This window comes from Achromobacter sp. HZ34, assembly GCF_002209485.1.
GTDB lineage: Bacteria > Pseudomonadota > Gammaproteobacteria > Burkholderiales > Burkholderiaceae_B > Bordetella_C.
This window is the reverse complement of the sequence record NZ_NJIX01000001.1, coordinates 274,303-300,635: the sequence shown is the minus strand read 5'-3', so window position 1 is coordinate 300,635 and position 26,333 is coordinate 274,303. Positions and strand designations below refer to the sequence as shown.

Sequence of the window (26,333 nt, the reverse complement as noted above, 5' to 3'; positions counted from 1 at the left end):
AGCTGGAGGTTGAGGGTGATGGTGAATGGGTCACAGGCCATGGGTCGCTGCGATTCGCGCGGCCGCGGCGCGATCGTCCATCACGACAGGACGGTGGTGAATTCGCGCAGGGCAGCCGTGTCGAATCCCGCACGGCGTATCAGGTAGCTATGGACCGGGCGCAAGGGCATGAGGCCAGCCCCCGCCGGCGCTCGCCGCATGTCTATCATCGATTGCGGCAAGACCGCGACGGCGGTGCCGGCCATCACGCAGGCCAGGATGGAATCGTAGGAAGTCAGGTCCAGCAGTGTCCACTGCGCGGGATCGCTGCCCTGCTCCCGCAGCCATTGCAGGGCGCATTTGCGATAGGTGCAGCCATGCGGGAACGCGGCCAGGCGGCGCACCGGCAGATCCACCGCCGTCGCGGGCTCGGGATGACCGGGCGGCGTCACCAGCATCAGGTCTTCGGTAAATAGATAGCGGCCTTCCAGGCCTTCGCCCAGTTCGCGCAGATCGGCGTCCTGTTGGGGTCCATCGAAGGGATGGGCGACGATGGCGCAGTCCAGGCGGGATGCGGCCACCGCGTCGGCCAGGGCTTGCGTGGTGCCGGTCTGGATGTCCACGGTCACCTGCGGCCACTGGGCGTGGAAGCGTGCCAGGGGACCGGGCAGGCGGCTGGCCGCGGCGGCCTCCATCGAACCCAGCCGGAAGTGGCCACTGGGAGCGCCGCTGCGCACTGCCTGCCGGGCCTCTTCCGCCAAGGCCAGCAGGCGCGCGGCATAGTCCAGCATGCGCTGGCCTTCGGCGGTCAGGGTCATCCGCTTGTTGTCGCGGCGGAACAGGCTTACGCCCAGGCTTTCTTCCAGTTGGCGCAGACGGGTCGTCACGTTGGACTGCACGCGCCCCAGCCGCTGCGCCGCGCGCGTCACGCTTTGCTCAAGGGCGACGGCCCGGAAAATTTCGAGTTCGGCAATCTCCACGACAGTCCTCCCCTTAAGCTATGAATCTCTTGGAGAGAACTATATTCGGATTTTTATCTGATTTCAAGATTAGAACCCGGCGTCGCCCCCTGGGTGGAGCCCCCGGGGTGGGCCCGGGGCCTGGGCCTGGGCCCCGGAGACCGGCGGGCCGGACTTACTTGGCCAATTTCCCGCTGTCGCAGCCCGTGCTCTTGCACTCCCGCTCCATTTCCCTCAGGAAATTCAGCCGTTGCTGCGTCAGGTCCACGGCGCAATCCAGGTTCACGTAGTAGCCATTCGGCTTTGCCAGGCTGCACTGATCGTCCCGCGTCCTGACCCACGCCACCTGCCCTTTCTTCAGCACGTCCTGCTGCCCCGGCCGCAGCTGCTTGAGCAGATCGGCATAAACGGTAGTCAAGTCATGGTCCGTCTGCGAGAACATATTGCCCGCGCAATACACCTGGTCGAACGCACTGCGCGGCTTGGCACAGCCGGCCGCCTGCGCATCGGTCGCCACGGCCGCGGCAACGGCGCCCAAAACGAACACCAGGCACAGGGCCGGTTTTCTCATCTCATTGCTCACGGCTTCTCATTGCACTCATGCACCGCCTGCGCGATGGCATTGGCCAGAGTGGTAATGGTCTGCGGGTCGCTCAGCCGCTTCTCCTCGTCCGGATTGACGATCACGCCCGCCTCCACCAACACCGCGGGCATGGATGCGGTCTTCAACACCACCAGGTCATCGAAGCGATGTATTCCCAGGCGCTGATCGAGCAGCGGCCGGTTTTCGCCCTGCGTCGGCGTGGCGTGATACAGCGAAGGCTTCTCCCCCGCGGCCAGCAAGCCCTCCCCGATCGCCCGGGCGCACGCCAGGCTGCGCTCGTAGTGCGGATTCAGCTGCGACACGAAGATCGAAAAACCGGCGAACTCGCTTCGGCGCCCGGCATCGATCCACGCCTGCTGGATGGAATCGTGGTGGATGGAGATGAAGAAATCCGCATCCGGCGCCTGCGCGGTCCGGTCCTTGAGGGCGATCTCCTTGCCGTTGACGGCGATGCGCGTCACCCGGTCGTCCAGGGCCATCAGGTCGTGCGCCACCGCGCCGCTCAAATCCAGGTTGTAGGCGTACTCGGCGCGGCCGCTGGCGCTGGTGGCGCCCGGATGCTGCGGCGTGTGCCCGGTATCGACGACGATGTAGGCGGCGCCTGCCACCGTGCTAAGCGTGGCGGCAGCGGCGCCCACCATCATGGCCACGGCCAACCGTATCGCCGCGGCGCCATGCCGGGCCGGCTTGCTTGCGCGGCCACCGGCCGCCCCTTCTCGAAATATCACTGCATCACTTCGGCCGCGCCAGCGCGCGAGCCGTCCTATTTTTTAAATTCGGGGATGAAACCTGACCAGGTTGCACGCGCACCGCCGGTGTCTCGAACTGCCTGCCACCTACGTCGCCAAGATCGTTCTTGTGTAATCCGTCGTTACCTGTCATGCAGGCAAATGTTATACGCGCCGCGTCGCCCAGGCGCCACATCTTTAACGTGTTGGACCGTCGAAACAGCAAAAATGTCGCCGCCGGCACAATCTCGGTCGAATTTGCGATTGACGGTTTTATGACGCCAGCCCCCCAACCCTCGGTAAAATCCGTCGATCACGCACTCCCACCAACCGGAGGCTTACCGCTTGATCGCCCTATCCCCTAACGACCGGCATATGCTGGATGGCCACCACGGCCCGGCCGCCGCGCTGGCCATGCGCATCCTGGTGCGCTGCGCCGACGTCATGGGCGCCGAGCGCCTGGTCGATATCGAAAGCGCCCATATCGATGGCTGTCTGTACCACGGCCAGACCAGCCTGGATTTCGTCGAACGGCTGGTGGCGGGCGGCGGCAAAGTGGTGGTTCCCACCACCTTGAACGTCGGCTCGGTGGACCTGATCCATCCTGAACTGTTCCGCGGCGGCGCAGCGCTGCGCCGGGATGCCGAGCGCCTGATGCAGGCGCACCTGGAACTGGGTTGCGAGTCGACATTCACCTGCGCGCCCTATCAGCTCAAGCACCGCCCGCGCCTTGGACAACAGATCGCCTGGGCGGAATCCAACGCCATCGTCTTCGCCAATTCGGTGCTGGGCGCGCGCACCAACCGTTATGGCGACTTCATCGATCTGTGTGCCGCCCTGACCGGGCGTGCGCCCTACTGCGGCCTGCATCTACCGGAGAACCGGCTGGGCCGATACCTGTTCCGCGTGGCCGATTTCCCCAGCGACCCCGACGGGCGCGACATCTGGTACGCTGCCTTGGGCCTGTGGGTGGGACGCCACGCGGGCGCCAGCATCCCGGTCATCGTCGGCTTGCCCGCCGATACCCGCGAAGACGAACTCAAGGCCCTGGGCGCGGCGGCTGCGTCCAGCGGCGCCATCGCCCTGTTCCATGCGGTCGGCCTGACGCCGGAAGCCCCCACCCTGGAAGTGGCCTGCGGCGGCCGCCAGCCCAGCCAGACCATGGCGGTGACCGCGGGCGACCTGCGCACGATGCGCGACAGCCTGAACCAGGCTCGCCCCGGCGATGCGCTAGCCGCGGTGAGCGTCGGCACCCCGCATTTTTCCCTGGAGGAATGTGCCCGCCTGGAAGCCCTGCTCGCGCGGCAGCCTGCTCCCCTGGCGGTGGATTTCTACGTCAACACCAGCCGCTACATTCTGTGGGAACTGGAAGCCAGCGGCGCCGCGGCGCGCCTGCGCCAGGCCGGCGTGGAGTTCGTCACCGACACCTGTACGTATCTGACACCCATCATGCGGGACACCCGTGGTGTGGTGATGACCAACTCGGGCAAATGGGCCCATTACGCACCGGCCAATATCGGCGTGCAGGTAGCCTACGGCAGCCTGCACGACTGCGTCCGTTCGGCCCGCTTGGGCAAGGTGGCATTCGATGGGCAATGATTCCTGGGACGCCGACAGCGTGGTGCCCGGCAAGGGCGACGGGCCGCTATGCCTGTTGGATGAAGCGCTAAGTTTCTGGGGCGGCTACGACGCCGAAGCGGGCCGCATCATCGAAGCGCGCCATCCGCAATCCGGCATCGGCCTGGCCGGCACCACGTTGCTGATGGCGCGGGCCAAGGGTTCAAGCAGCAGCAGCAGTGTCCTGGCCGAGGCCATCCGCAACGGCACGGGCCCTGCGGCCATCGTCATGCTGGAACGCGACCTGATCGTGGCCTTGGGTTGCATCGTGGCGTCGGAACTGTACGACGTCCACGTGCCCATCGTCGTGGTCGATGCCGCCACCTGGACGCGTCTGGCTGCCCTGCCAGCCGGCACGCGCTTGCGCGTGCAAGCGGACGAAGCATCGGGCCAGGTCTACGCTTCCACCAGCTGACGCGCCGCGGCGAATGCCGGCGCCAGCAGGTAAGCGAAGGGCATGGCCAGTTGGACGTGTTCGTCGCGATACCAGCCGGCATCGTGCATCAGGCTTACCATGCCCACGGTTTCGCCTTTGACGACGACAGGCACATTGAGCACCGAAGCGCAGCCCAGGCTGTTGAAGTAATCGGCGTCGTCATAAGCCCAACGCAGATCGTCCATGTCGCAACCGATGAAGGGCTGGCCACGGCTGATCACCAGGTCGTTCCAGGCCGGCGTGCAGACGGGGTGCGGACTGCCGACGGGATAGGCGTCAGGGCGGCTGCTGTACATGCCGACGATCTCGTGGGCTTCCGGCGCGACGTAGTAAACGGCGAGAAGCTTGTGGCCGACCAGTTCGCCCAAGGCTTTGTCAACGGCATGGCACACGGCGTCGGTCTCGCAGCGACGTGCGGCGGCGCACGCTTCATTGAGCAATAGCATCGGCCGTGGCGGCGCCAGGTTGACCGTTGCGGCATCATTCATTTCGTCCATGGCCTACCCCTCGCCCCTAGTATCTCGACCGGCTGGCGGAAATCCGCCAAAACAATGTAACGCCCCGACGGGACGCAGCCGCAAAGCCAGCGTCCGTTTCAGCAATCAGCGTGCCCGAGTCCAGCGAGCATATAACGCAGCCCTATCGACAGCCAAGCGCATTGTTTCCGATAGTTACATCATTCATGACTTGCTTCAATCGCCGCCCTCGCCTCGCGCCTGTGCCAGGGCAATCGTCATCTGCTGGATTTTCTTCTTCAACTGGTCGCGCTCGTCCTTCAGGTCGGCGATTTCGCGCATGAGTTGATGGATTTGCAGTTGCTCGGGGGTCGCATCGGCGGGCGGCTCCGGCAGGTCGGGCCTGGGCGGTTTGGCGGGCGCGCGCGCTTCCCTGACCTGACGCGCGGCGGCGCGCAATTCCTTCTTGCCGCCGGCGACAGCGGCGACCTGGTCGGGAGCCGGCAACGACGCTACGGCGGCGGCCGCATTGATCGAGATCACGCCCGATTTGATGGCGTCCACCAATTCCGGCGCGGCGGTCTTCTGGATCTTCTCGATCTGGGTCAGCGTCGCGGGGGTGACGCGAGCGACGCGGGCGACGGTCTGCCTGTCCCAGGGCGGCTCATTGCCGGCCGCGGGGTCCTCTTGCTCGGACATGGCGCCGGCAGCGGTTGCGGCACCATCCGCACCGGAATGGGTGTCTTGCGCTGTCGGCGCGACCTGGCCAGCGTGGTCGTCGAACGGCGCGTCACCCTCCTGCTGCTGCGGGGCTGGCGCGGATGCGCCATCGCCGCCTTCGGCTTCCGCCGCCCGGCGGGCCTGGGCGCGCACCCGCCGCAAGGCCATGATTTCCTTCTTGCGCAGGGCCATCAAGCCGCGTTGGAAATCCGAAACGCTGCGGCGTCCGAGCTGGTTGTCGATCATCCACAGATGAACGTCTTCCAGGCTTTGGAAGCGGGCGTTTTGCACGGTATTGAAGGGGATGCCGTGCTTTTGGCAGATCGCATAGCGATTGTGTCCGTCCACCAGCACGTCGCCCCACAGGACCAGGGCGTCGCGGCATCCTTCCGCCAGCAGACTGCGTTCCAGCGCCGCGTACTCGTCCTCCGTCAGAGGGTCGATGTACGCGCGCAACTCTTCGTTGATAGTAATAGACATGAAAAACGGCCGGGCAGACTCAATAAAGGGCGTAAGTGTACGACCCTCCGTGGTTCTTGCCCGGGATGCAGGCGACGGGATCGAAGCCGGGCGCCGGGCGCGTTCAAGGTGTGGCCGGTGTCGGGGGGGGCGATCCCGCGTCGGCCGGAGGCTCCGAGCCGCTACCTGGGTTCGGCTGGTCCTTGGCGGCCTGGTCCTTGGCGGCCTGATCCTTCGCTGCTTGATCCTTCGCTGCCTGATCCTTCGCTGCTTGATCCTTCGCTGCTTGATCCTTCGCTGCTTGATCCTTGGCTGCCTGATCCTTGGCTGCCTGATCCTTGGCTGCCTGATCCTTCGCTGCCTGATCCTTCGCTGCCTGATCCTTGGCCGCCTGATCCTTCGCTGCCTGCACCTTCGCCGCGCTGGCAGCCGCGTCGTCGCCGGGCTTGGGCATATAGCGCGCCATCAAGTCGAAGAAATTGTCGTAGAAATCCGGCGAATCGATGGTTTCGCTGGCGATCTTGGCCAGCGAATCGTCGGAAGCCCCGAAGGGCATGGACACGGATCCCAGGACGCTCAGCCCCACCCCGGCGGAAGTACTGTTCTTCTTGATGATGTAGTGGTCCTGCACCGCGTTGACGAAAGCCGTACTGTGCTTGTCGTCCTTGCCGTCGGCCGCGCACACCACGTGCAAGGACAGTTGCGTATGTTTCTGATCCGGCTCCTGGAAATTCTTGATGGCATCGACGCCATCATCCTTGGCCTTCTGGATCGTATATCCCTGGCTGAGCAGGGCCCGCCGCGCCGCCTCGCACGCATCCTTGCCCGGAACGGCGTAATCCCGCATGTAGGTCCCCTTGTCGCTGAACGTTTCGGCGTACTTCGGCTTGTCCGAAGAAGCACATCCCGCCAACAGCAAGGCCGCGCCGATGGAAGCCAGCGCGGCTCCGCGCCAATATGGGGTTGCCGTAAGCATAAACATGGATCTCCTGTACCGCGGGCGCGCGCGCCCCAAGTTTGGGCCGCACACCCGGCAAATAAAGATCTAATGAAGCACGCTTTGCCGCGCCCAGGTCTGCAAAAACGTCAAGAAATGTAGCCCAACAATTGCCCCCCAGTTAGCACCCCCCGCTTCCACGGCAAAAAAAACGGACCTCGCATGAGGTCCGCCATGACTCGCGCCATCCACGCGACCCTACTGGAACGCTGTCTCGATGAAACTGCGCAGTTTGCGTGAATGCAGGCGCTCCGGCGGCATTTCGCGCAGGCGCTCCAAGGCCCGCATACCGATCTGCAGATGCTGGCCAACCTGGCGCCGGTAGAATTCCGTCGCCATCCCCGGCAGCTTCAATTCTCCATGCAGCGGTTTATCGGAAACGCACAAAAGCGTCCCGTACGGCACACGAAAGCGGAAGCCATTCGCGGCTATCGTCGCCGACTCCATATCCAGCGCGATCGCGCGCGACTGCGCAAACCTTTGCACGGGTTCCATATGGTCCCGCAACTCCCAGTTCCGGTTATCGATGGTGGCCACGGTCCCCGTGCGCATGATGCGCTTCAGTTCCCAACCGGACAGCCCCGCCACTTCCTCCACCGCCTGCTCCAGGGCCACCTGCACCTCCGCCAGCGGCGGCACCGGCACCCACGTCGGCAAGTCGGCATCCAGCACGTGGTCCTCGCGCACATAACCATGCGCAAGCACATAATCGCCCAGGCGCTGCGACGTCCGCAATCCCGCGCAATGACCCAGCATCAGCCACGCATGGGGCCGCAAGACGGCAATATGGTCGGTGATGGTCTTTGCATTCGACGGTCCCACGCCGATATTCACCAGCGTGATGCCCGAATTGCCGGCCCGCTTCAAGTGATAGGCCGGCATCTGCGGCAGGCGCCACGGCGCCACGCCCGCAGTCTCTGCCGCATCCTGGCCCGGCAGCGTCACCCGATTGCCCGGTTCCACCAACGCCTCGTACCCACCGCCCCCCTCGGCCAGCAGTGCGCGCGCCCGCGCGCAGAACTCGTCCACATAGAACTGGTAATTCGTGAACAACACGAAATTCTGGAAATCCGCCGGTTTGCTGGCTGTGTAGTGCTGCAGGCGATGCAGCGAGTAATCGATGCGTGGCGCCGTGAACGGCCCCAGCGGGCGCGGCTCGTTATCCCGCCCATGCCAGGTGCCGTTGACGATGGCATCGTCGGTGATCGCCAGGTCCGGCACATCGAAAATATCCCGCAGCGGCCGCTTCAATGCCTCGACCTTGCTGCCGTCTATATAGGCGCCGTCGGGAAAGGCGAAATGCAAGGGAATCGGCACATTCGATTCGCCGATTTCCACCGGCATGCGGTGATTTTGCAGCAGCAGGCCGATCTGCTCCAGCAGATAGCGCCGGAACAGCGCCGGCTGCGTGACCGTGGTTTGATATATCCCCGGTTCCGCCACGTGGCCATACGACAGACGCGTATCGATGGAATCGTAGGTATGCACCGCAATACGAATCGAGGGATAGCAGGCGCGCACGCGCCCCTGCATGACTGCGCCGCTCGTAATGCTCTCCAGGGCCTCGCGCAGGAACGCAGTATTGCGATCGTAGATGGCGATCAGGCGTTCGACTGCCGCCTCGGCACTGTCGAACGGTTCAAAAGGCATGAATTCTGGTCTGACCATGGGGAAAACGCCGCGGCTGGAATGGATGAACGAACGGGCCCGGCGCCACCCGCTGGGCGGCGCCGGCATGACCCGTAGGCATTATGCCGCGCTTACTTCTGCGCCGTCTTGCTGCCGTCCTTGTGCCAGGCGTAAATATCGAAGGAGAAGTCGGTCAGGTCGCCCTGCTTGTTCCACGCCACCTTGCCGATGGGGGTATCGAAGCTATGCGCGTGCATATACGCCGCCACCTTGGCCGGATCGGTGGAATTGGCACCCTTGATCGCTTCGGTGATGACCTGCACTGCCGCATAGGCAGGCAACTGGAATGCGCCGCTGCCGTCGCGCTTCTTGTCGGCGAAGGCTTTCACCACCGCGGCATTGGCGGGATTGTGGGCAAAATCCGCCGGCAGCGTCAGCAACATCCCCTCCACCGCGTTGCCCGCGATGGCATTGATGTCCGGATTACCCACGCCCTCGGGACCCATGAACCGGGCTTTCAAGCCCTGCTCGGCGGCCTGGCGCAGCAACAGTCCCATTTCCGGATGGTAGCCGCCGAAATAGACGAAATCGACGCCAGCGGACTTCAGCTTGGTGATCACGGCGGAATAATCGCTGTCGCCGGCGTTGAGCCCTTCAAACAGCACCACCGGGATCTTGGCCTCGTCCAGCCCGGCTTTCACCGCGGTAGCGATGCCCTGCCCATAAGACTGCTTGTCATGCAGGACGGCCACTTTGGACGGCTTGATCCGGTCGATGATGTAGCGCGCCGCGGCCGGCCCTTGCTGGTCATCACGCCCGATGGTGCGGAAAATGAAATCGAAATTCTTGCGGTCGGTCAGCGCCGGCGCGGTGGCCGACGGCGTCACCATGACGATGCCTTCGTCGTTATAGACCGATGCGGCCGCGATCGACGCGCCCGAACAGACCGGGCCGACCACGAAATGGATTTTGTCGTTGATGACCCGATTGGCCGCGACCGGCCCCTGCTTCGGTTCACAGGCGTCGTCGACCTTGACGGTTTCGATCTGCCGACCGAGGACACCGCCGGCGGCGTTGATGCGTTCCACCGCAGTGTCGACGCCTTCACGCACCATGTCGCCATACTGCGTGACCGGGCCCGTGGTGGGACCGACGACTGCGATGCGCAGCGTGTCTTGCGCCGCCGCGGTGCCGCCGATCAGCAAGCCCGTCGAAATGCCCAGGGCCGGGGCAAGTTTGCGCCAAGGTTTCATTGTTTGTCTCCGTGCTGATTTTTCATTGCAAGACCGCACGCCGGCTCGTGGCCCGCGCGCCTGGCCGCCATTCGCGGACAGGAAAAACAGAATACCTGAACGAAAACTCGCGACCGGCGCGGCGCTTTGATCTTTGGCAAATTCGCCGTCCAAGTTGTAACGCCCTATTTCGACGGACGGACGGCCGCTGCGGCCATGCCGTTGCCGGCTCGAAAAGGAAGCGGCCATATTGCATAGCCACGCACGAAGTCGATCAACGATGACATATGCTTTATTCCATCAGCGACATAAACAATCGACCATTTATTCTTTTGCGTTGGTTAGGCGGGCGCGCATCATCCTGACCATGCGATTCCAACCGATCATCGTTCCCGGATGGAAAAATTCCGGCCCCGGCCACTGGCAAACGCTGTGGGAGCAAAGCCTGCCGCACGCTGTGCGCGTGCCGCAGCAGAACTGGGAACACCCTGACCCTCATGCCTGGATTTCGACGCTGGCGGCGACCATCGAAGGCGCGCGCTGGCCGGCGTTGCTGATCGCGCACAGCCTGGGCTGCGTCGCGGTGGCCGCCCTGCCCGTTCCGTTAAGGGCCAGGATCGCCGGTGCGCTGCTGGTGGCGCCGGCGGATATCGAAAGGCCGGGCGTGCATGACGATCTGGCGCGCTTCGCGCCGGTGCCGCGACGGCCCTTGGGTTTTCAAAGCGTGGTGGTGGCGAGCGATGACGATCCCTGTTGCGCGCTTCCGCGGGCGCGGGAATTTGCCGAGGATTGGGGCAGCCGGCTGGTGGTGTTGGAAGGCGCCGGCCATATCAACGCCGAAAGCGGCCTGGATGCCTGGCCGCAGGGGTTGAAACTGTACGGGGCGCTGCGGCGGCGGGCCGTATGGCGGATCCAGCCGCCGGCACGGCGCATCGCCCCGGTGGCGGGCTACGCGCCTTCTTGAGAAGAAAAGAGGGATGTTTAGATGATGGGGGGACCCCCATCGCCCCCTTCCTGGGCTATCGCCCCTTTGGCCGCAGCAGTTATTCCAACAAGCTGCGCAGCATCCAGGCGTTCTTTTCGTGGACGTCCAGGCGCTGGGTCAGCAGATCGGCGCTGGGCTGGTCGTTGGCGCCGTCGGCCTTCTCGAAGGCAGCACGTGCCGTCTTCGCGACCGACTCATTGCCCCTTACCAGCAAGCGCACCATTTCCATTGCATCGGGCACCGAGGTCGGCTCGGCAATGGACGACAGCTTGGCGTATTCGCGATACGTGCCCGGCGCATGGTGACCCAGCGCGCGGATACGTTCGGCGATGCTGTCCAGCGCATTCCACTCTTCCGTGTATTGCGTCATGAACATGGTGTGCAGCGTATTGAACAGCGGCCCCGTCACGTTCCAGTGAAAGTTGTGCGTCATCAGGTACAAGGTGTACGAGTCAGCCAGCAGCTTGGACAATTCGGCGGTAATCGCCGCGCGGTCCTTGTCGGAAATGCCGATATTGATCCGCATTGCACCCGCAGTGTTCTTGGAAACCTTAGCCATGTATGACCCTCGTCGATATTGGATTGAATTGCTGAGCAAGAATACCACCAGAAAAAATCAATCCTGGTGCGACGCCAGCTCGTCTTCGAGCATCCGCACACCCGCCAGCGGCGTGTGGTAAATGGCCTGCGCCAGCGCTTCGATAGCCGCCAGCCGCGGAAAGCTGCGCCGCCACGCCAGCACCACACGGCGATCCGGCGTCGGCGGCTCCAGCGGGATATAGGTCAACAGGCTGTCGGCGGGCGGGTGCTCCGGCACGGCCGTGATCGGCAGCACGGTGATGCCGATACCGGCCGCGACCATATGGCGTATGGTCTCCAGCGACGACCCTTCGAAAGTCCGCTGTATGCCATCGCTGGCCGCGGAAAAGCGCGACAGCTCCGGACAGACCTCCAGCACCTGGTCGCGGAAACAATGGCCGCTGCCCAATAGCAGCATGGTCTGCTGCTTCAGGTCCTCCGCCAGAATGCTCTTGCGCTTGGCCCAGGGATGGTCGCGCGGCACCGCCACCAGGAAAGGTTCGTCGTACAGCGGCTGCACCACCAGGCCAGCCTCCGGCAGCGGCAGGGCCATGATGGCGCAATCGATCTCGCCCTGGCGCAGCAGCTCCACCAGCCGTACCGTGAAATTCTCCTGCAACAGTAGCGGCATCTGCGGCGTGCGCGCGATCTGCACCGGCACCAGGCGCGGCAGCAGATAGGGCCCGATGGTATGGATCACACCGACCCGCAAGGGCCCCGCCAGCGGATCATGGCCATGGCGGGCGATCTCCTTGATGCCGGCACTTTCCTCCAATACCTTCTGCGCCTGGGCGACGATGCGCTGGCCGATGGCCGTCACGCCCACCTCGGCGCCACCGCGTTCGAAGATGGTCACGCCCAGCTCGTCCTCCAGCTTGCGGATCGCCACCGACAAGGTCGGCTGGCTGACGAAACACGCCTCGGCCGCCCGGCCAAAATGGCGCTCGCGCGCGACGGCAACGATATATTTGAGTTCGGTGAGCGTCATAGTGCGTTTCCAGTAATCCGGCCCGGACGGCGGCCGGGGTCTCAAGTTCGTAGAAAGTCTTCCCGGCCGCGCATCCAGCGGGCCAGGTGCGCCTCGGCGGCCGCCGGATACTCGGCGCGCAGGCAGGCCGCCGCTTCGCGGGCCTGCTCGGCGATATGGGCATCGACTTCGATATCGGCAAAGCGCAACAGCGCCGTGCCGGATTGGCGCGTGCCAAGGAATTCACCCGGCCCACGCTGTTCCAGGTCGCGCCGCGCGATCTCGAAACCATCGGCGGTCTCGAACATGGCGCGCAGGCGCTCGCGGGCAATGCCTGACAAGGGGGGCGCGTACAACAGCACGCACACCGATTCCGCCGTGCCCCGCCCCACCCGCCCGCGCAATTGATGCAGCTGGGCCAGGCCGAAGCGCTCGGCATGTTCGATCACCATCAACGACGCGTTGGGAACGTCCACGCCCACCTCGATGACCGTCGTTGCCACCAGCACGTCGACCTCGCCCGCGCGAAATGCCTGCATGACCTCGGCCTTCTCGGCTTGCGGCAGGCGGCCATGCACCAATCCCACCCGCAGATCGGGCAATTCCGCGCACAGGGCCGCATGCGTGTCGACGGCGGTCTGCAGTTCCAGCGCCTCGCTTTCCTCCACCAACGGACAGACCCAGTAGACCTGGCGCCCCTGCCGCGCGGCATGGGCGATATGCGCGATGACTTCTTCGCGGCGGGCATCGCTGACCAGCTTGGTCACCACTGGCGTGCGCCCGGGCGGCAGCTCGTCGATCACCGACACGTCAAGGTCCGCGAAAAACGTCATCGCCAAGGTGCGCGGGATGGGCGTGGCGCTCATGTTCAGTTGATGCGGAACCAGCCGCTCCTCTGGCGTCTCCCCCTTGCGGGCCAGGGCCAGCCGCTGGCCGACGCCGAAGCGATGTTGTTCGTCCACGATGGACAGCCCCAGGCGCGCGAACTCCACGTGATCCTGGATCAGTGCCTGCGTGCCGACCACCAGATCGACGGTGCCGGCGGCCACCGCGGCCACGGCCTCGCGCCTGGCCTTGGCGCCCAGGCTGCCGCTGAGCCACTCGATGCGCACACCCAGCGGATGCAGCCAGTCCACCAGTTTGCGGAAATGCTGTTCGGCCAGGATCTCGGTAGGTGCCATCAGGCCCACCTGGGCGCCGGCCTCGATGGCCTGCGCCGCGGCGATGGCAGCCACCACCGTCTTGCCGCTGCCGACATCGCCCTGCAGCAGCCGGTGCATGGGATAAGACAGCGCCAGGTCGGCACGGATCTCCGCCACCACGCGCTGCTGGGCGCCAGTCAGCTTGAAGGGCAGCACGCCATACAGCCGCGCCACCAGGCCATCGGCGGCGTCGGTCGCCACCAGTGGCGAGGCGCGGTTGGCGCGCCGCGCCGCGCGCGCCGCTGCCAACGACAACTGCTGCGCCAGCAATTCGTCGAACTTGACGCGCAGCCAGGCCGGATGGGCACGCTCGATCAACGCATCTTCACTGACACCCGGCGGCGGTGCGTGCAGCAGGCGGATGGCAGCGTCCAGATGCTGCAGGCCGTAGCGTTCGCGCACCGGGTCGGGCAAGGTGTCGGCCAGATCGGTCTGCGCCAGGGCCTGGGCGATGGCCTTGCGCAGCACGGGCTGCTGCAAGCCCTCCGTGGTCGGATAGACCGGCGTCAAGGCAGTGGCCAGCGGCGCATCCGCCACGGCCATGCGCGGATGCACCATTTCGCGCCCGAAGATGCCGCCGCGGACCTCGCCGCGCGCCCTCAGGCGCCGGCCCACCGTCAACTGCTTCTGCTGGCTGGGATAGAAATTCAACCAGCGCAGCTGCAATTCGCCGGATTCATCGGCAATGGCGGCGGTCAACTGCTTGCGCGGCCGGTACGTCACTTCGCAACGCGTGATCTCGCCCTCGACCTGGGCCGGATAGCCCGGCCGCAGGGCGGAGATGGGCGTGACGCGTGTCTCGTCCTCGTAGCGCAACGGCAGGTGCAACACCAGGTCCATCGGCGTGGTCAGCCCCAGCGTGCGCAAACGCCGTTCGAGATCGGAACGGGGCTTGGCCTCGTCGGGTTTGCTTCCCTGGGGTTTGCTCGCCCGTACGCCCGTGCCTCCCCCACGCCGCGTGGCGGGTTTGCCATCGGCTGCGGCGGCAGGAACGGGTTTGCGGGAAGCCGCGGAAGCGGGCATGGCTGGTGTGGGTCCTGCGGGCGGCAAGGCTGCCGCCCGCGTCAGGGTCATGGAAGCGTGATGATGGTGAAACGCGTGTACGTAAAGTGCGCGGTCTTGAAAAACGGTTTAGCGATGCGCGGCTTCAGATGACCAGGATCGCTTCGACCTCGAACTGGGCCCCCTTGGGCAGGCTGGCCACGCCCACCGTCGAACGGGCCGGGAACGGCTGCGGGATGATCTCGGCCATGATGGCATTGGCCGCCGCGAACTTGCCCAGGTCGGTCAGGAACAGCGTCAGCTTGACGATATGGTTCAGCGTGCCGCCCGCTTCCTTGATGACGGCCTGCATGTTTTCGAAAGCCTGGCGCACCTGGGCTTCGAAGTTCTCGGACACCATTTCCCCGGAATCCGGCTCCAGGCCGATCTGGCCCGACAGGTAAACCGTCTTGCCGCCATTCACGGCAACCGCCTGCGAGTAAGGCCCCACAGCGGCAGGCGCGGCTGAGGTGTGGATGATTTGCTTGCTCATAGGTGGATCCCTTGTAAGGCGTTGACGGATTTAATCCTTAGTCTATCGAAGTTTAGTCTTCAATAGTTGCACGCGAAAGACCTGGGTAGTCTGGACTATGACGCGGATGCATGGGCTAGTGGTAACAGAAGCGCGGAAAAAGTTTGAGGGGCATCGGGTTTATCTATGAATTCATCCTGTTTTTCGATTTCACGGATCGCCCCGCCCTGCCTATAGTGCTCCCACAAATCAGAATCACAACCGGAGACAACCATGCGAATCACCGCATCTTGTACGCTTGCGCTGCTGCTGGCCGGCACCGCGCTGGTACCGACGGCGCACGCCGCCGACTTTCCCAACCATCCGATCACCTTCATCGTGCCGTTCGCGCCGGGCAGCGCCACCGACCAGATCGGCCGCGCCATCGCCCAGGGCGTGACGCAGGAAAGCGGACAGACCGTCATCATCGAGAACAAGCCGGGCGCCAGCGCGATGATCGGGGCACAGGCAGTGGCGCGCGCCGCGCCCGACGGCTACACCGTGCTGATCACCACCAACACCACGCACGCGGCCAACGAGCATCTGTACAAGCAACTGCAGTATGACCCCGTCAAGGACTACGCGCCGCTGACGCTGCTGGGTAAAGGCGCGCAGATCATGGTGGTCCGGCCCGACGCCCCTTACAAGAATGTCCAGGATTTCCTCGACGACGCGCGCAAGAACCCGGGCAAGCTCAGTTTCGGTAGCGGCAGTTCCAGCAGCCGCATCGCGGGTGAGTTGCTGCAGCAGATGACGGGGGTCAAGCTGCTGCACGTGCCTTACAAGAGTAATCCGCTGGCGGTCACGGACCTGCTGGGCGGCCAGATCAACATGATGATCACCGATACCGCCACCGGCTTGCCCCAGGTGCAATCAGGCAAGCTGGGCGCCTTGGGTGTCACCACCCAGCAGCGCTCGCCGCTGGCGCCGGACGTGCCGACCATCGCCGAGTCCGGTGTCCCGGGGTATGAAATGGGTTACTGGTTCGCGGCGTATGCCCCCGCCAGGACGCCGCCGGCCGTCGTCCAGAAGCTGCATGACCTGTTGGCGCAGGCCACCAAGGGCCAGGCGGCCCAGCAGTTCTACAAGCTGACGGGCACCGTGCCGGAAACGTCCTCTCCCGATGAATTGGCCGCTTTCCAGAAGGGTGAGTCGAAGAAATGGGCGGAAATCATCAAGCAGGCCGGGATCGAGCCGGAGTAAGGCTTTCGGTGGCGGCGGCATGGATTCAAAAGAATCGTGCGGACTTTGATAAGCGTTGTCGTGGCGCAGGCGTTATACCCGGGGGCATACAAGACCACCTCCGAAAACGCGACCCATGGCAACGCTTTGCACCGGCACCCCGAAGATCACCGTCCGCGATAACCGCGGGCTGGACCCGAGCGCCGAGCCGGTCGAGCGAGATCCGGACACCAGCGCGCATCCCGCCGATGAGGCTGCATGGCGCCGCTACGCCTACAGTTCCAACCAGCTACTCCACTCGGCCGTGACGCTCACCGATGATTCCTTCAAGACGGTTGGGTACAGATTCGGCACGGCCGATCCGCAGCGTCCCAACCACCGGTTCATGATGGAGATTTCAGCCGGGAAAATCCGGCTCATGGAGGCGTTCAGGACACAGAAAACGAAGGAATACTACGCGGACGACGTCACTGCGGTTCATCTCTGCGCAGCCATGCGCAAAGGCATCGAACTTGGCGGAATCCAGCTGATGGAACTGAACGACATCATCAACCCGATAACGAGGAAGATGAAGCGCGTGTCCCGATTGATGGATGACATGGGGAAATCTCCCACCGCACTATGGCGCTACGATTACTCGGACGCCGATGGCTTCGATCAGGTCGACCTCTTTCTGTTCATGGAGCCCCGCGGACACCCGCGGCATCCCGCACTGAGATGATCGCTCCAGAAACTGAAAGAGCATCCTCCAGGGGATGCTCTTTCCTTGTGCCAGCGGGCTTGCTGCCGGATTACTTCTCGACGAACGCGCGTTCCACCACGTAGTCGCCGGGCTGGCCCACGCCCGGGGAAACGACGAAGCCGCGCTTGTCCAGCATGGCGCTGATGTCGGCCAGCATATGCGGACTGCCGCAAAGCATGGCGCGGTCGTCCTGCGGGTTCATCGGGGGCAAGCCGATATCCTCGAACAGCTTGCCGCTTTCCACCAGTTCCGTGATGCGGCCCTGGTTGCGGAAGGGTTCGCGCGTGACGGTGGGGTAATACACCAGCTTGCCGTTGACCATGTCGCCGAAGAATTCATTGGCCGGCAATTCGTTCTGGATGTAGTCCGCGTAAGCCAGTTCGCTGACCCAGCGCACGCCATGCACGAGCACCACTTTCTCGAAACGTTCGTAGACGTCCGGGTCCTTGATGATGCTCATGAAGGGCGCCAGGCCAGTACCCGTGCCAAACAAATACAGGTGCTTGGCAGGCTTCAGGTCGTCCACGACCAAAGTGCCCACGGGCTTGCGGCTGACCAGGATGGTGTCGCCTTCCTTCAAATGCTGCAGGCGCGAAGTCAGGGGGCCGTCGGGCACCTTGATGCTGAGAAATTCGAGATTTTCCTCGTAGTTCGCACTGGCGATGCTATACGCGCGCAGCAAAGGCTTGCCTTCCACTTCCAGGCCGATCATGACGAAATGGCCATTGTGAAAGCGCAGCGCCGCATCGCGGGTAGTCTTGAAGGAAAAAAGGGTGTCGTTCCAGTGGTGCACGCTCAAGACGCGCTCGTGGTTGAAGGCTGCCATATCGGAAAGTGAATACGCGAATAAGAAGATGCGTTGCGGCAACTCCTCGGAGCCGTCGCCGCCGGCCGCGCATGAAAGGCGCGCCCGCCATTTGAGGGAAACCCCGAGTTTACCGCTTTTTGATGATAAACGTTCTCATTGGGGGCCTGACCTTAGACCGATTCGGCATGTACTTATGCCGAGTGCGAGCAATTGCCGCGCATTTACCCCCGCACCTGCTCGCCGGCGTAACCATTCGGGCGAAACTTGGACATTCCTTACAGATAGTTGAATACAACATGACTTCCTGCTATCTTGCGCCTTCGTTATATGAGAATCGTTTTCGTTACCCGGAGATTCGCCGTGTCCCGTTCCCTGCCCCGCCCTGCTCCGCTATTCGCCGCGCTCGCGCTGACCGCCGTCGCCCTGCCCGCGCACGCCGCCGATGAAGTGACGCTGTACACCACCCGTGAGCCCAAGCTGATCCAGCCCTTGCTGGATGCCTATACCAAGCAAAGCGGGGTCAAGGTCAACACGGTGTTCGTCAAGGACGGCCTGCTGGAACGCGTCAAGGCCGAGGGCGAGAAGTCGCCGGCCGACGTGCTGATGACGGTGGACATCGGCAATCTGCTGGACCTCGTGGACGGCGGCGTGACGCAACCCGCGCCGTCGGCGGAACTGGAATCCGTGGTGCCCATCAATCTGCGCGGCGCCGGTGGCAGCTGGTACGCCTTGTCCTTGCGCGACCGCGTGCTCTACGCCGACAAGAACCTGCCCCTGTCCAGCTTCCACTACGAAGACCTGGCCGACCCGAAATGGAAGGGCAAAGTCTGCATCCGCGCGGGCCAGCACCCTTACAACACGGGCCTGGTGGCGGCGATGATCGCGCATGATGGCGCGGCCGCCACGGAAAAATGGCTGCGCGGCGTCAAGGCCAACCTGGCGCGCAAGGCCACTGGCGGCGACCGCGACGTCGCGCGCGACATCCTGGGCGGTATCTGCGATATCGGCATCGCCAACGCCTATTACGCCGGCCACATGAAGAACGCCGAAGCCGGCAGCGACGGCCGCAAATGGGGCGATGCCATCAAGGTCATCCGTCCCACCTTCATCCAGGGCAACGGTACGCACGTCAACATCAGCGGCGCTACGGTTGCGCGCCATGCCCCGCACAAGGAAGGCGCGGTCAAGCTGCTGGAGTACCTGGTGTCGGCGCCAGCCCAGGCCCTCTACGCCCAAGCCAACTATGAGTACCCGGTACGCGCCGGCGTGCATCTCGATCCGGTCGTCGCATCCTTCGGTCCGCTGAACGTCGACAAGCTGCCGGTGGCCGATATCGCCCGCTACCGCAAGCAGGCCAGCGAGCTGGTCGACAAGGTCGGCTTCGACCAGTGAGCCGGGCAAGCCGGTATCAAGACATCCATGCCCTGGTCCTGGGCCGCGGCGCTGATCGCGCTGCTGGTATGCGCGCCGCTGGCGGCGCTGGCTGGTTGGGCCCTGAGCGGTGACACCGCGCATTGGGCTCATCTGGGCCGCCATGTCCTGCCGCAAGCGACGCTGAACACCATTGCGCTGCTGGCAGGCGTCGGCGCGCTCACCACTTTGCTGGGCGTGGCCAGCGCCTGGCTGGTCAGCGCTTATGCGTTTCGCGGACGGCGCCTGCTGTCCTGGGCCCTGCTGTTGCCACTGGCAGTGCCCACCTACATCCTGGCCTACGCCTACCTGGATCTGCTGCATCCGATCGGACCCGTGCAGACCACCCTGCGCGCCCTGCTCGGCTTCGACAGTCCGCGCCAATTCCGCCTGCCCGATCTGCGCTCGCTGCCGGGCGCCATTTTCGTGCTCGGCTTCGCGCTATATCCCTACGTCTACCTGAGCACCCGCGCGCTGTTCATGACGCAGGCCGCCAACGTGATGGAAGCAGCGCGGACGCTGGGCGCCGGGCCATGGGGCGCATTCTGGCGCGTGGCCTTGCCGATGGCACGGCCGGCGCTGGCCGTGGGCATCAGCCTGGTGTTGATGGAAACGCTCAACGATATTGGCGCGTCCGAATTCCTTGGCGTGCAGACCCTGACCGTGTCGGTCTACACCACATGGGTCACTCGTTCCGACCTGGCCGGCGCGGCGCAGATCGCCCTGGCCATGCTGGCCTGTGTCCTGGCATTGATTCTTCTCGAACGGCGCGGCCGGCGCCGGCAACGCTACGCCGCCACGCAACGTCCGCGTCCTTTGCAGCCCGTGCGCCTGCGGGGCGTTGCCGGCTGGCTCGCCTGCGGGCTGGGCACGCTGCCGGTACTGCTGGGCTTTGTCGCGCCGACGCTGTATCTGCTGTGGGAAACACAGAAGCGCCTGCATCTGGTGGGCGGCGTGTCGACCCAGTTGTGGGCCGCGGCGGGCAACACGGTCAGCGTGGCCGCTGCCGCCACGCTGGCGACCCTGGTCTGTGGCTTGATCGTGGCCTGGGCCGCGCGCCGGGTACGCGAAAGCGCGCGCGGCGGCCTTCTGGCCGGGGGGCCACGCGCCGCCAGCCTGGGTTATGCCATTCCCGGCACAGTGCTGGCCATCGGCCTGCTGACGCCGCTCGCCTGGTTCGACGGCGTCCTCGCCCGCGTGGGCGCGATCTTCGGCGTGGGCACGGGGCAAATCCTGATGGGGTCGATGAGTGCCCTGGTCATCGCCTACGTCATCCGTTTCCTGGCCATCGGCGCGGGCAGCATCGAAGCGGGCCTGGCGCGCATTCCACCGTCCCTGGAACAGGCGGCGCGCCTGCTGGGCGAAAGCGCCGGCGGCACCTTGCGGCGGGTGCACCTGCCGCTGCTGCGGCCTGCCTTGGCGACGGCGGCGCTGCTGGTCTTCGTCGATGCCATGAAGGAGCTGCCCGCCACACTGCTGCTGCGGCCGATGAATTTCGATACCCTGGCGACGTGGCTCTACGCCGAAGCCGCGCGCGGCACCTACGAAGAAGGCGCGGTAGCCGCGCTGGGCATCGTCGCCGCAGGGTTGCTGCCGGTGATCCTGCTGGCGCGAGCGCAGGCCGGTCCGGCAGCGCGCCTGAAAGCGCGGCCGCGAGCATCCCGCGGCGAACCGGCAACCCGCAAGGCCGCGGCGGTGCCGGCGGCAGCACCGCCGTCCCGAACGCCCCCACCTGCCTCCACGCATTCATGATGCGGATTCGATCTGCCCACCATGACCAACCTGCTTGAACTCGATCGACTGCAACTGGCCTACGACACCAACCAGGGTCCGCGCGTCGTCGTCGACGCGCTCAGCCTGACGCTGGCGCGCGGCCATATCGGCAGCCTGCTGGGGCCATCGGGCTGCGGCAAGACCTCGGTGCTGCGCGCCATCGCCGGCTTCGAACCGCTGCGCGGCGGCCACATCCGCCTGGACGGCACGGAGCTATCGAGCGCGACCTCCAGCGTGGCGCCGCAGGCGCGCCGGGTGGGCCTGATGTTCCAGGACTATGCCCTGTTCCCGCACCTGGACGTGACCGGCAATGTGGCCTTCGGCCTGCGTCGCTGGCCGCGCCCGCGGCAGCGCGAACGCGTGCGCGACATGCTGGATCTGGTCGGGCTGGGCGCGCTGGCCGACCGCTATCCCCATGAACTGTCGGGCGGCCAGCAGCAACGCGTGGCCCTGGCGCGCGCGCTGGCGCCCGCGCCGGAACTGCTGTTGCTGGACGAACCGTTTTCCAACCTGGATGCCGATGCCCGGGAACGGCTGGCGTTCGAGCTGCGCGACATCCTCAAGGAAACCGGCCACACGGCTTTGCTGGTGACACACGACCAGGCCGAAGCCTTTGCCATCGCGGACCGCGTCGGCGTGATGCGGGAGGGGAGTCTGGCGCAGTGGGATACCCCCTACAACCTGCACCATCATCCTGCCGATGCGGGCGTGGCGGATTTCATCCGCCGTGAAGCGTTGGCGGAACAGCGCGCGGCCGCGTATGCCCGGGGGCGGTGACTAGTCCGCCTTCAACGACACCTTCGCCGACAGCGCCTTGAAGCGCTCGTATTCATTGCGGCTGAGCGTGTCGACCTCTTGCGGCGTCGAACCATACGGATTGAAGCCCGCGGCAAGCAGCTTCTCCTTGACGTCGGGCAGTGCCAGGGCCCAGCGGAAGGCCTCGCTCAAGGCCTGGGCGACGTCGGCCGGCATGTTCGCGGGACCATAGACGGCGAACCAGGGATCCACCACGGCGCCGGCATAGCCCAATTCCTTGAGCGTCGGTACGTCCGGCAAGACGCTGGAGCGCGCATTGCCCGTGACCGCCAGCGCGCGCACCTTGCCCGCCTTGATATGCGGCAACGAGGCCGGCAGGTTGTCGAACAGGATGTTGATATGGCCGCCCAGCAGGTCATTGATGGCCTGCGAGCTGCCCTTGTACGGCACGTGCTGCATGCCCGCACCGGTCGCCTGGTCGAACATGATGCCGGCCAGGTGCATGGACGTGCCGGTACCCGGGGTGCCGAAGCCCTGCCCCGGATGTTTCTTGGCGTAGTCGATGAGACCCGGGATGTCCTTGACGGGCACTTGCGGACCGACTTCGATCACTACCGCCGACGTGCCCAGCATGCTGATGCCGGTGAATGCCTTGGTGGGATCGAAAGGCATGGACGGATAGACGAAGGGATTGAGCGCATTGGTGGAGATGGCACCGAAGCCTATGGTGTAGCCATCGGGTGCCGCCTTGGCCACTGCCTCCATGCCGATATTGCCGCCCGCGCCAGGACGGTTCTCCACGATTACGGTCTGGCCGAATTTCTCGCCCAGCTTCTGGCTGACCGTACGCGCCACAATATCGGTGGTACCGCCTGGCGTGTACGGAACGATGAAAGTGATCGGCCGCGTGGGAAAGCCGGCGGCCTGCGCCACGCCGGCGGCAGCCGCCGTGACGCACATCAGTGCCGCGCAATAAGCCGTGGCGCGAGCGAAAGAAAGCATGGTTGTCTCCTCGATATTCTGTGACGCCGAGCCTCGTGCGGGCCCGGCCAGATCGCATCATATCGGGAAGCGCACGACTCGGCAGCGATAACCGGGCCGGCTCAGGCGGGCATGTCAGCCAGGCATGTCACAGCCGGACATGTCAACGCTGTCCAGCTTTCCGCATCGGCATGGCGTCGATCGTGCCGGCCAGCGTTGCCGCACTGATCGGCTGGGCCGACCGCAAGGCGACGTGTCCGTCCTTGCCGATCAGCAGCACCTGGAAGCCACTCGCCGGCAGTTCATAACGCTTGCGTAGCGCGTTGGCGGAATCGGTCGTTCCCTGTGCCTGGGCGGCGCCCACTTGCACGAGGACGATATCCCGATCGGCCGCGCCCGCTTTCCAGTCGTCCAGGATGCGGCGCTGCGCGGCAAGGTTCGGATCTCCTGCATCTGGGGACGACATCAGCACGACGCGGTGGTGCCAGCGCATTGCGTCCATCGAGCCCGGCTTTTCCGCCCGCGCGGCGGTTGGAACGGCCGCCAGCACGGCTGACAGCACGACGATACCCCCGGAATATTGCATGTCGCCTCCCCTTTCAAATGCCGAAACGAGCGAATCACCACCGGCGCATGCCGTGTGCCCAGGCATGGGAGAGCAGCGCTGGAAGACGCCGATCAGGCCCGCTTCAACTCCGGTGCCGGGATGAATTCCGTTTCATCGCCCGGCACGGTCTGGGCGAAACGATCGCGCATCCAGTCTTCGCGCGCCTGGGCGATACGGTCGGGGTTGCTGGAGACGAAGTTCCACCACACATGGCGCGGACCATCCAGGGGCTCGCCGCCCAGCAAGGCCACTCGGGTGGCGCCGTGGGCCTTGAGCTCCACCGGACAGCCAGGCGCGAACACCACCAGGCGGCCGGCCTCGTGAACCTGGCCTTCGATCTCCACCGCGCCGCTGGTGATGTAGGCCGCGCGCTCTTCATATTCCGCCGGCAGTTGCACCCGGGCGCCGGCTTCCATCTGCACGTCGCCGAAGAACAGCGGCGACAAGGTGCGCACCGATGACGTCTGCCCGAACAGCGATCCGGCGATGATCTGCGCCCGCACCCCTTCGCCTTCCGCCACGGCCTGCGCATCGCGGCCATAGTGGAGGAAACCGGGATCGGTTTCCTCCTGGTCGCGCGGCAAGGCAACCCACGCTTGCAGGCCGGCGATACGCTGCTCGTGCGCACGGCTTTCCACCGGCGAACGCTCGGAGTGGACGATGCCACGGCCGGCGGTCATCCAGTTCACCTCGCCCGGCAAGATGGTCTGCACATGCCCCGCGCCGTCGCGATGCACGATGCCGCCTTCGTACAGATAGGTGACCGTGGACAGGCCGATGTGCGGATGCGGACGCACATCGATGCCATGGCCCGCCGCCAGCAAGGCCGGGCCCATCTGGTCAAGGAAAACGAAGGGGCCGACGGTGCGCTTCTGGATCGAAGGCAAGGCGCGCCGGACTTCGAAACCGCCCAGGTCACTGGTGCGCGGCACCACGATGGTTTCGATGGCTGAAGACGGGTCGTGGGACAGAGTGGACATGGCGGATTCCAGTAAAAGTAGGTCGAATGAAGGGTCAAGCAGGCCCGAGCGGCGGTCGACGGGCCCAGGGTCCATACACCCCGCCATCACGGCAGATCGAACACCAGCACTTCGGCACCTTCGCCTTGGCTGAATTCCAGCCGGCTCTCGTCGGTGACCGCCAGCGCATCACCCGCCTTCAACGCCTGATCGTTCACCGTCACGCTGCCACGCGCCACATGGATCCACGCCCGGCGCCCTGCGGCCAGATTCAACTCGGCCTTCTCGGTTTCCTCGAACAGACCGACATACAGACGCGCGTCCTGGTGGATGCGCACCGAGCCGTCGGCACCGTCCGGCGACGCCACCAGACGCAGGCGGCCACGCTTTTCAGCGTCGTCGAAACGCTTTTCCTCGTATTCCGGCACGATACCCGTGACATCGGGTTCGATCCAGATCTGCAGCAGATGCGTGCCTTGATCGGGCTGCGGATTGAATTCCGAGTGCAGCACACCACGGCCGGCGCTCATCCTTTGCACATCGCCCGGGCGGATGGTCGAACCATTGCCCATGCTGTCCTTGTGGGCCACGGCGCCTTCCAGCACGTAGGTCAGGATTTCCATGTCGCGGTGGCCGTGCGTACCGAAGCCGCGGCCGGCACCGATATGGTCATCGTTGATCACGCGCAGGGGACCGAAGCCCATGTGGTTGCGATCGTAGTAATCGGCGAAAGAAAAGGTGTGATGGCTCTTGAGCCAGCCATGGTCGGCGTAACCGCGTTCTTCACTGCGACGGATGGTAAGCATGTCGATGACTCCTGTTCTGTTGAACCGTTGAACTCGTTTCGTTGTTGAGCTGCTATGGAACGTATTCTGGGCTTCAGCGAGGGGCTTGCGGCTGCATGGTTTTGACGACATCATTCAATAAATTTGAATGAGTTTGCCGACGTCCGTTGCCGGCCCGCCAATATCCCCAATATCCCCAACACCCCCCCCTTTCCGCGCTCGATCACCCACCATGGCCCGCCCTCTTCCCGACTCCATTGCCACCGACACCCCCACCGGCCCGCCCATCACCCCTGAACTGCTGGTGATGCTGGACGCCATTGCCCGCACCGGCAGCTTCGCCCGCGCGGCGCGCGAGTTGGACAAGGTGCCATCGGCCATCACCTATGCCGTGCGGCGCCTGGAGGACAAGCTGGACGTGCTGCTGTTCGACCGCAGCGGCCACCGCGCGGTGCTGACGCTGGCCGGCACCGCCCTGCTGGAGGACGGCCGGGTGGTGCTGCAATCGCTGGAAGACCTGGCGCGGCGGGTACGCCGCATCGCCACGGGCTGGGAGCTGGAATTGCGCATCGCCGTCGGTGCCATCGTGGCGTGGCGCCCCATCTACGACCTGATCGAGGAATTCCAGGCCTTGGGCAGCGACACGAAGCTGCGTTTCTCCAGCGAAGTGCTGAGCGGCTCGTGGGATGCCCTGACGTCAGGCCGGGCCGACCTGGTGATAGGCGCCGATGCGTCGACGGCACCGCCGGGACGCTATGAATCACGCCCTTTGGGGGAGGCGCGCTTCGCCTTCTGCGTGGCCCCGCACCATCCGCTGGCGACGGTGGAGCACCCGCTGACACCGACGGAAATCGCCGCGCATTGCGCCGTGGTCGTGGCCGATACCGCGCGCGCCCTGCCGCCGGCCACGCGCAACCTGCTGGACCAGCAGCAGCGCATCGTCATGCCCACCATGCAGGGCAAGATCGACGCGCAGATCCGGGGACTGGGTTGTGGGTATGTGCCGCGCGCCCTGGCCGGGGTGTACCTGGCGCAAGGGCTGCTGGTGGAGAAGGCCACCCAGGAGCAGAAGTTCGGCAGCGAACGCCTGCTCTATGCCTGGCGCGCCCCGGTACAGGGCGAGGCGTTGAAGTGGTGGCTGAAGAAGCTGGAATCGGAACGCCTGTGCGTCAGTCTGACGGAAGGCATGCCGGCATTGGCGTAGAAGCCGTGGGCAAAGGTCCGGACCCG

General features: G+C 64.9%; 25 protein-coding genes and 1 pseudogene. 9 read left to right on the top strand and 17 right to left on the bottom strand.

Annotation, left to right across the window (positions count from 1 at the left end; all coding sequences use genetic code 11):
* Positions 1-80: 80 nt before the first annotated feature.
* The 3 genes from CEY05_RS01280 to CEY05_RS01270 form a co-directional block, all read right to left on the bottom strand.
* Positions 81-959 (bottom strand): LysR family transcriptional regulator, encoded by an 879-nt coding sequence (locus tag CEY05_RS01280; protein WP_088595589.1) that lies wholly within the window; start codon positions 957-959, stop codon positions 81-83.
* A gap of 154 nt (positions 960-1,113) precedes the next feature.
* Entirely contained in the window at positions 1,114-1,509 is a 396-nt protein-coding gene (locus CEY05_RS01275; RefSeq protein WP_088596173.1) for a lysozyme inhibitor LprI family protein, read from the bottom strand.
* A gap of 8 nt (positions 1,510-1,517) precedes the next feature.
* Positions 1,518-2,186 carry an N-acetylmuramoyl-L-alanine amidase gene (locus CEY05_RS01270; protein ID WP_088596172.1) on the bottom strand — a complete coding sequence of 223 codons (669 nt, stop codon included), beginning with the start codon at positions 2,184-2,186 and terminating at the stop codon, positions 1,518-1,520.
* Positions 2,187-2,615: 429 nt separating this feature from the next.
* Here CEY05_RS01270 and CEY05_RS01265 point away from each other — a divergent pair, with 429 nt between their 5' ends.
* Both CEY05_RS01265 and CEY05_RS01260 read left to right on the top strand, forming a co-directional pair.
* Positions 2,616-3,869 (top strand): aconitase X catalytic domain-containing protein, encoded by a 1,254-nt coding sequence (locus CEY05_RS01265; protein ID WP_088595588.1) that lies wholly within the window; start codon positions 2,616-2,618, stop codon positions 3,867-3,869.
* Positions 3,859-4,302: an aconitase X swivel domain-containing protein gene (locus tag CEY05_RS01260; RefSeq protein ID WP_088595587.1), complete on the top strand. Its 444-nt coding sequence runs from the start codon at positions 3,859-3,861 to the stop codon at positions 4,300-4,302. The genes CEY05_RS01265 and CEY05_RS01260 overlap by 11 nt, the downstream gene beginning before the upstream one ends.
* On the opposite strand, the gene CEY05_RS01255 is transcribed toward CEY05_RS01260, so the two are convergent.
* The 5 genes from CEY05_RS01255 to CEY05_RS01235 all read right to left on the bottom strand — a co-directional run bounded on the left by CEY05_RS01255 (position 4,284) and on the right by CEY05_RS01235 (position 9,836).
* Positions 4,284-4,820: a GAF domain-containing protein gene (locus CEY05_RS01255; protein WP_088595586.1), complete on the bottom strand. Its 537-nt coding sequence runs from the start codon at positions 4,818-4,820 to the stop codon at positions 4,284-4,286. The genes CEY05_RS01260 and CEY05_RS01255 overlap by 19 nt on opposite strands.
* Before the next feature lie 195 nt (positions 4,821-5,015).
* On the bottom strand, positions 5,016-5,978 hold the full coding sequence (locus CEY05_RS01250; protein WP_088595585.1) for a hypothetical protein: 963 nt from the start codon (positions 5,976-5,978) through the stop codon (positions 5,016-5,018).
* A gap of 103 nt (positions 5,979-6,081) precedes the next feature.
* On the bottom strand, positions 6,082-6,933 hold the full coding sequence (locus CEY05_RS01245; RefSeq protein WP_158219228.1) for a DUF2242 domain-containing protein: 852 nt from the start codon (positions 6,931-6,933) through the stop codon (positions 6,082-6,084).
* 219 nt (positions 6,934-7,152) lie between these two features.
* Complete coding sequence (locus CEY05_RS01240) at positions 7,153-8,622, bottom strand: AMP nucleosidase (protein WP_088596171.1); 1,470 nt, start codon at positions 8,620-8,622, stop codon at positions 7,153-7,155.
* 92 nt (positions 8,623-8,714) lie between these two features.
* Positions 8,715-9,836, bottom strand: a complete 1,122-nt coding sequence (locus CEY05_RS01235) for a branched-chain amino acid ABC transporter substrate-binding protein (protein ID WP_088595583.1) — start codon at positions 9,834-9,836, stop codon at positions 8,715-8,717.
* A 346-nt stretch (positions 9,837-10,182) separates the two neighbouring features.
* Here CEY05_RS01235 and CEY05_RS01230 point away from each other — a divergent pair, with 346 nt between their 5' ends.
* Entirely contained in the window at positions 10,183-10,779 is a 597-nt protein-coding gene (locus CEY05_RS01230; RefSeq protein WP_088595582.1) for an alpha/beta hydrolase, read from the top strand.
* A 79-nt stretch (positions 10,780-10,858) separates the two neighbouring features.
* Here the strand turns inward: CEY05_RS01230 and CEY05_RS01225 are convergent, their stop codons facing one another.
* The 4 genes from CEY05_RS01225 to CEY05_RS01210 form a co-directional block, all read right to left on the bottom strand.
* Complete coding sequence (locus CEY05_RS01225; protein WP_088595581.1) at positions 10,859-11,359, bottom strand: Dps family protein; 501 nt, start codon at positions 11,357-11,359, stop codon at positions 10,859-10,861.
* Between the two features lie 57 nt (positions 11,360-11,416).
* Entirely contained in the window at positions 11,417-12,367 is a 951-nt protein-coding gene (locus CEY05_RS01220) for a LysR substrate-binding domain-containing protein (RefSeq protein WP_088595580.1), read from the bottom strand.
* Positions 12,368-12,408: 41 nt separating this feature from the next.
* The gene (gene recG / locus CEY05_RS01215; protein ID WP_088595579.1) at positions 12,409-14,571 is read right to left on the bottom strand and encodes an ATP-dependent DNA helicase RecG; all 2,163 of its coding nucleotides are present in this window, start codon (positions 14,569-14,571) and stop codon (positions 12,409-12,411) included.
* A gap of 124 nt (positions 14,572-14,695) precedes the next feature.
* Positions 14,696-15,082, bottom strand: coding sequence for a Rid family detoxifying hydrolase (locus tag CEY05_RS01210; protein WP_088595578.1), 387 nt, complete (start codon positions 15,080-15,082; stop codon positions 14,696-14,698).
* A gap of 252 nt (positions 15,083-15,334) precedes the next feature.
* Between CEY05_RS01210 and CEY05_RS01205 the strand changes: the two genes are divergently transcribed.
* Both CEY05_RS01205 and CEY05_RS01200 read left to right on the top strand, forming a co-directional pair.
* Positions 15,335-16,303 carry a tripartite tricarboxylate transporter substrate binding protein gene (locus CEY05_RS01205; protein ID WP_088595577.1) on the top strand — a complete coding sequence of 323 codons (969 nt, stop codon included), beginning with the start codon at positions 15,335-15,337 and terminating at the stop codon, positions 16,301-16,303.
* 115 nt (positions 16,304-16,418) lie between these two features.
* Positions 16,419-17,003 (top strand): hypothetical protein, encoded by a 585-nt coding sequence (locus CEY05_RS01200; RefSeq protein ID WP_088595576.1) that lies wholly within the window; start codon positions 16,419-16,421, stop codon positions 17,001-17,003.
* A gap of 70 nt (positions 17,004-17,073) precedes the next feature.
* On the opposite strand, the gene CEY05_RS01195 is transcribed toward CEY05_RS01200, so the two are convergent.
* The gene (locus CEY05_RS01195; RefSeq protein ID WP_088596170.1) at positions 17,074-17,850 is read right to left on the bottom strand and encodes a ferredoxin--NADP reductase; all 777 of its coding nucleotides are present in this window, start codon (positions 17,848-17,850) and stop codon (positions 17,074-17,076) included.
* 342 nt (positions 17,851-18,192) lie between these two features.
* Here CEY05_RS01195 and CEY05_RS01190 point away from each other — a divergent pair, with 342 nt between their 5' ends.
* From CEY05_RS01190 to CEY05_RS01180, 3 genes and pseudogenes are all read left to right on the top strand, one after another.
* Positions 18,193-19,224 (top strand): Fe(3+) ABC transporter substrate-binding protein, encoded by a 1,032-nt coding sequence (locus CEY05_RS01190; RefSeq protein WP_369825865.1) that lies wholly within the window; start codon positions 18,193-18,195, stop codon positions 19,222-19,224.
* A gap of 27 nt (positions 19,225-19,251) precedes the next feature.
* A pseudogene (locus tag CEY05_RS01185) lies at positions 19,252-20,856 on the top strand (ABC transporter permease); the annotation flags it as partial.
* A 159-nt stretch (positions 20,857-21,015) separates the two neighbouring features.
* Positions 21,016-21,792 carry an ABC transporter ATP-binding protein gene (locus tag CEY05_RS01180; RefSeq protein ID WP_088595573.1) on the top strand — a complete coding sequence of 259 codons (777 nt, stop codon included), beginning with the start codon at positions 21,016-21,018 and terminating at the stop codon, positions 21,790-21,792.
* Here CEY05_RS01180 and CEY05_RS01175 read toward each other — a convergent pair whose 3' ends face one another.
* The 4 genes from CEY05_RS01175 to CEY05_RS01160 form a co-directional block, all read right to left on the bottom strand.
* Entirely contained in the window at positions 21,793-22,731 is a 939-nt protein-coding gene (locus CEY05_RS01175) for a tripartite tricarboxylate transporter substrate binding protein (RefSeq protein WP_233161390.1), read from the bottom strand.
* A 184-nt stretch (positions 22,732-22,915) separates the two neighbouring features.
* Complete coding sequence (locus tag CEY05_RS01170) at positions 22,916-23,338, bottom strand: DUF4174 domain-containing protein (RefSeq protein WP_088595571.1); 423 nt, start codon at positions 23,336-23,338, stop codon at positions 22,916-22,918.
* Positions 23,339-23,430: 92 nt separating this feature from the next.
* Complete coding sequence (locus CEY05_RS01165) at positions 23,431-24,339, bottom strand: pirin family protein (RefSeq protein WP_088595570.1); 909 nt, start codon at positions 24,337-24,339, stop codon at positions 23,431-23,433.
* 86 nt (positions 24,340-24,425) lie between these two features.
* Positions 24,426-25,124, bottom strand: coding sequence for a pirin family protein (locus CEY05_RS01160; RefSeq protein WP_088595569.1), 699 nt, complete (start codon positions 25,122-25,124; stop codon positions 24,426-24,428).
* Positions 25,125-25,335: 211 nt separating this feature from the next.
* On the opposite strand from CEY05_RS01160, the gene CEY05_RS01155 reads away from it, so the two are divergent.
* Positions 25,336-26,307, top strand: a complete 972-nt coding sequence (locus tag CEY05_RS01155; protein ID WP_088595568.1) for a LysR family transcriptional regulator — start codon at positions 25,336-25,338, stop codon at positions 26,305-26,307.
* Positions 26,308-26,333: the final 26 nt, after the last annotated feature.

Bases quoted from the DNA above. Each gene is read 5' to 3' on its own strand.
- CEY05_RS01275 (WP_088596173.1), bottom strand. From the start codon at position 1,509: ATGAGAAAACCGGCCCTGTGCCTGGTGTTCGTTTTGGGCGCCGTTGCC.
- CEY05_RS01270 (WP_088596172.1), bottom strand. From the start codon at position 2,186: ATGATGGTGGGCGCCGCTGCCGCCACGCTTAGCACGGTGGCAGGCGCC.
- CEY05_RS01260 (WP_088595587.1), top strand. From the start codon at position 3,859: ATGGGCAATGATTCCTGGGACGCCGACAGCGTGGTGCCCGGCAAGGGC.
- CEY05_RS01255 (WP_088595586.1), bottom strand. From the start codon at position 4,820: ATGGACGAAATGAATGATGCCGCAACGGTCAACCTGGCGCCGCCACGG.
- CEY05_RS01250 (WP_088595585.1), bottom strand. From the start codon at position 5,978: ATGTCTATTACTATCAACGAAGAGTTGCGCGCGTACATCGACCCTCTG.
- CEY05_RS01245 (WP_158219228.1), bottom strand. From the start codon at position 6,933: ATGCTTACGGCAACCCCATATTGGCGCGGAGCCGCGCTGGCTTCCATC.
- CEY05_RS01240 (WP_088596171.1), bottom strand. From the start codon at position 8,622: ATGGTCAGACCAGAATTCATGCCTTTTGAACCGTTCGACAGTGCCGAG.
- CEY05_RS01235 (WP_088595583.1), bottom strand. From the start codon at position 9,836: ATGAAACCTTGGCGCAAACTTGCCCCGGCCCTGGGCATTTCGACGGGC.
- CEY05_RS01230 (WP_088595582.1), top strand. From the start codon at position 10,183: ATGCGATTCCAACCGATCATCGTTCCCGGATGGAAAAATTCCGGCCCC.
- CEY05_RS01225 (WP_088595581.1), bottom strand. From the start codon at position 11,359: ATGGCTAAGGTTTCCAAGAACACTGCGGGTGCAATGCGGATCAATATC.
- CEY05_RS01220 (WP_088595580.1), bottom strand. From the start codon at position 12,367: ATGACGCTCACCGAACTCAAATATATCGTTGCCGTCGCGCGCGAGCGC.
- recG (WP_088595579.1), bottom strand. From the start codon at position 14,571: ATGCCCGCTTCCGCGGCTTCCCGCAAACCCGTTCCTGCCGCCGCAGCC.
- CEY05_RS01210 (WP_088595578.1), bottom strand. From the start codon at position 15,082: ATGAGCAAGCAAATCATCCACACCTCAGCCGCGCCTGCCGCTGTGGGG.
- CEY05_RS01205 (WP_088595577.1), top strand. From the start codon at position 15,335: ATGCGAATCACCGCATCTTGTACGCTTGCGCTGCTGCTGGCCGGCACC.
- CEY05_RS01200 (WP_088595576.1), top strand. From the start codon at position 16,419: ATGGCAACGCTTTGCACCGGCACCCCGAAGATCACCGTCCGCGATAAC.
- CEY05_RS01195 (WP_088596170.1), bottom strand. From the start codon at position 17,850: ATGGCAGCCTTCAACCACGAGCGCGTCTTGAGCGTGCACCACTGGAAC.
- CEY05_RS01180 (WP_088595573.1), top strand. From the start codon at position 21,016: ATGACCAACCTGCTTGAACTCGATCGACTGCAACTGGCCTACGACACC.
- CEY05_RS01175 (WP_233161390.1), bottom strand. From the start codon at position 22,731: ATGTGCGTCACGGCGGCTGCCGCCGGCGTGGCGCAGGCCGCCGGCTTT.
- CEY05_RS01170 (WP_088595571.1), bottom strand. From the start codon at position 23,338: ATGCAATATTCCGGGGGTATCGTCGTGCTGTCAGCCGTGCTGGCGGCC.
- CEY05_RS01165 (WP_088595570.1), bottom strand. From the start codon at position 24,339: ATGTCCACTCTGTCCCACGACCCGTCTTCAGCCATCGAAACCATCGTG.
- CEY05_RS01160 (WP_088595569.1), bottom strand. From the start codon at position 25,124: ATGCTTACCATCCGTCGCAGTGAAGAACGCGGTTACGCCGACCATGGC.
- CEY05_RS01155 (WP_088595568.1), top strand. From the start codon at position 25,336: ATGGCCCGCCCTCTTCCCGACTCCATTGCCACCGACACCCCCACCGGC.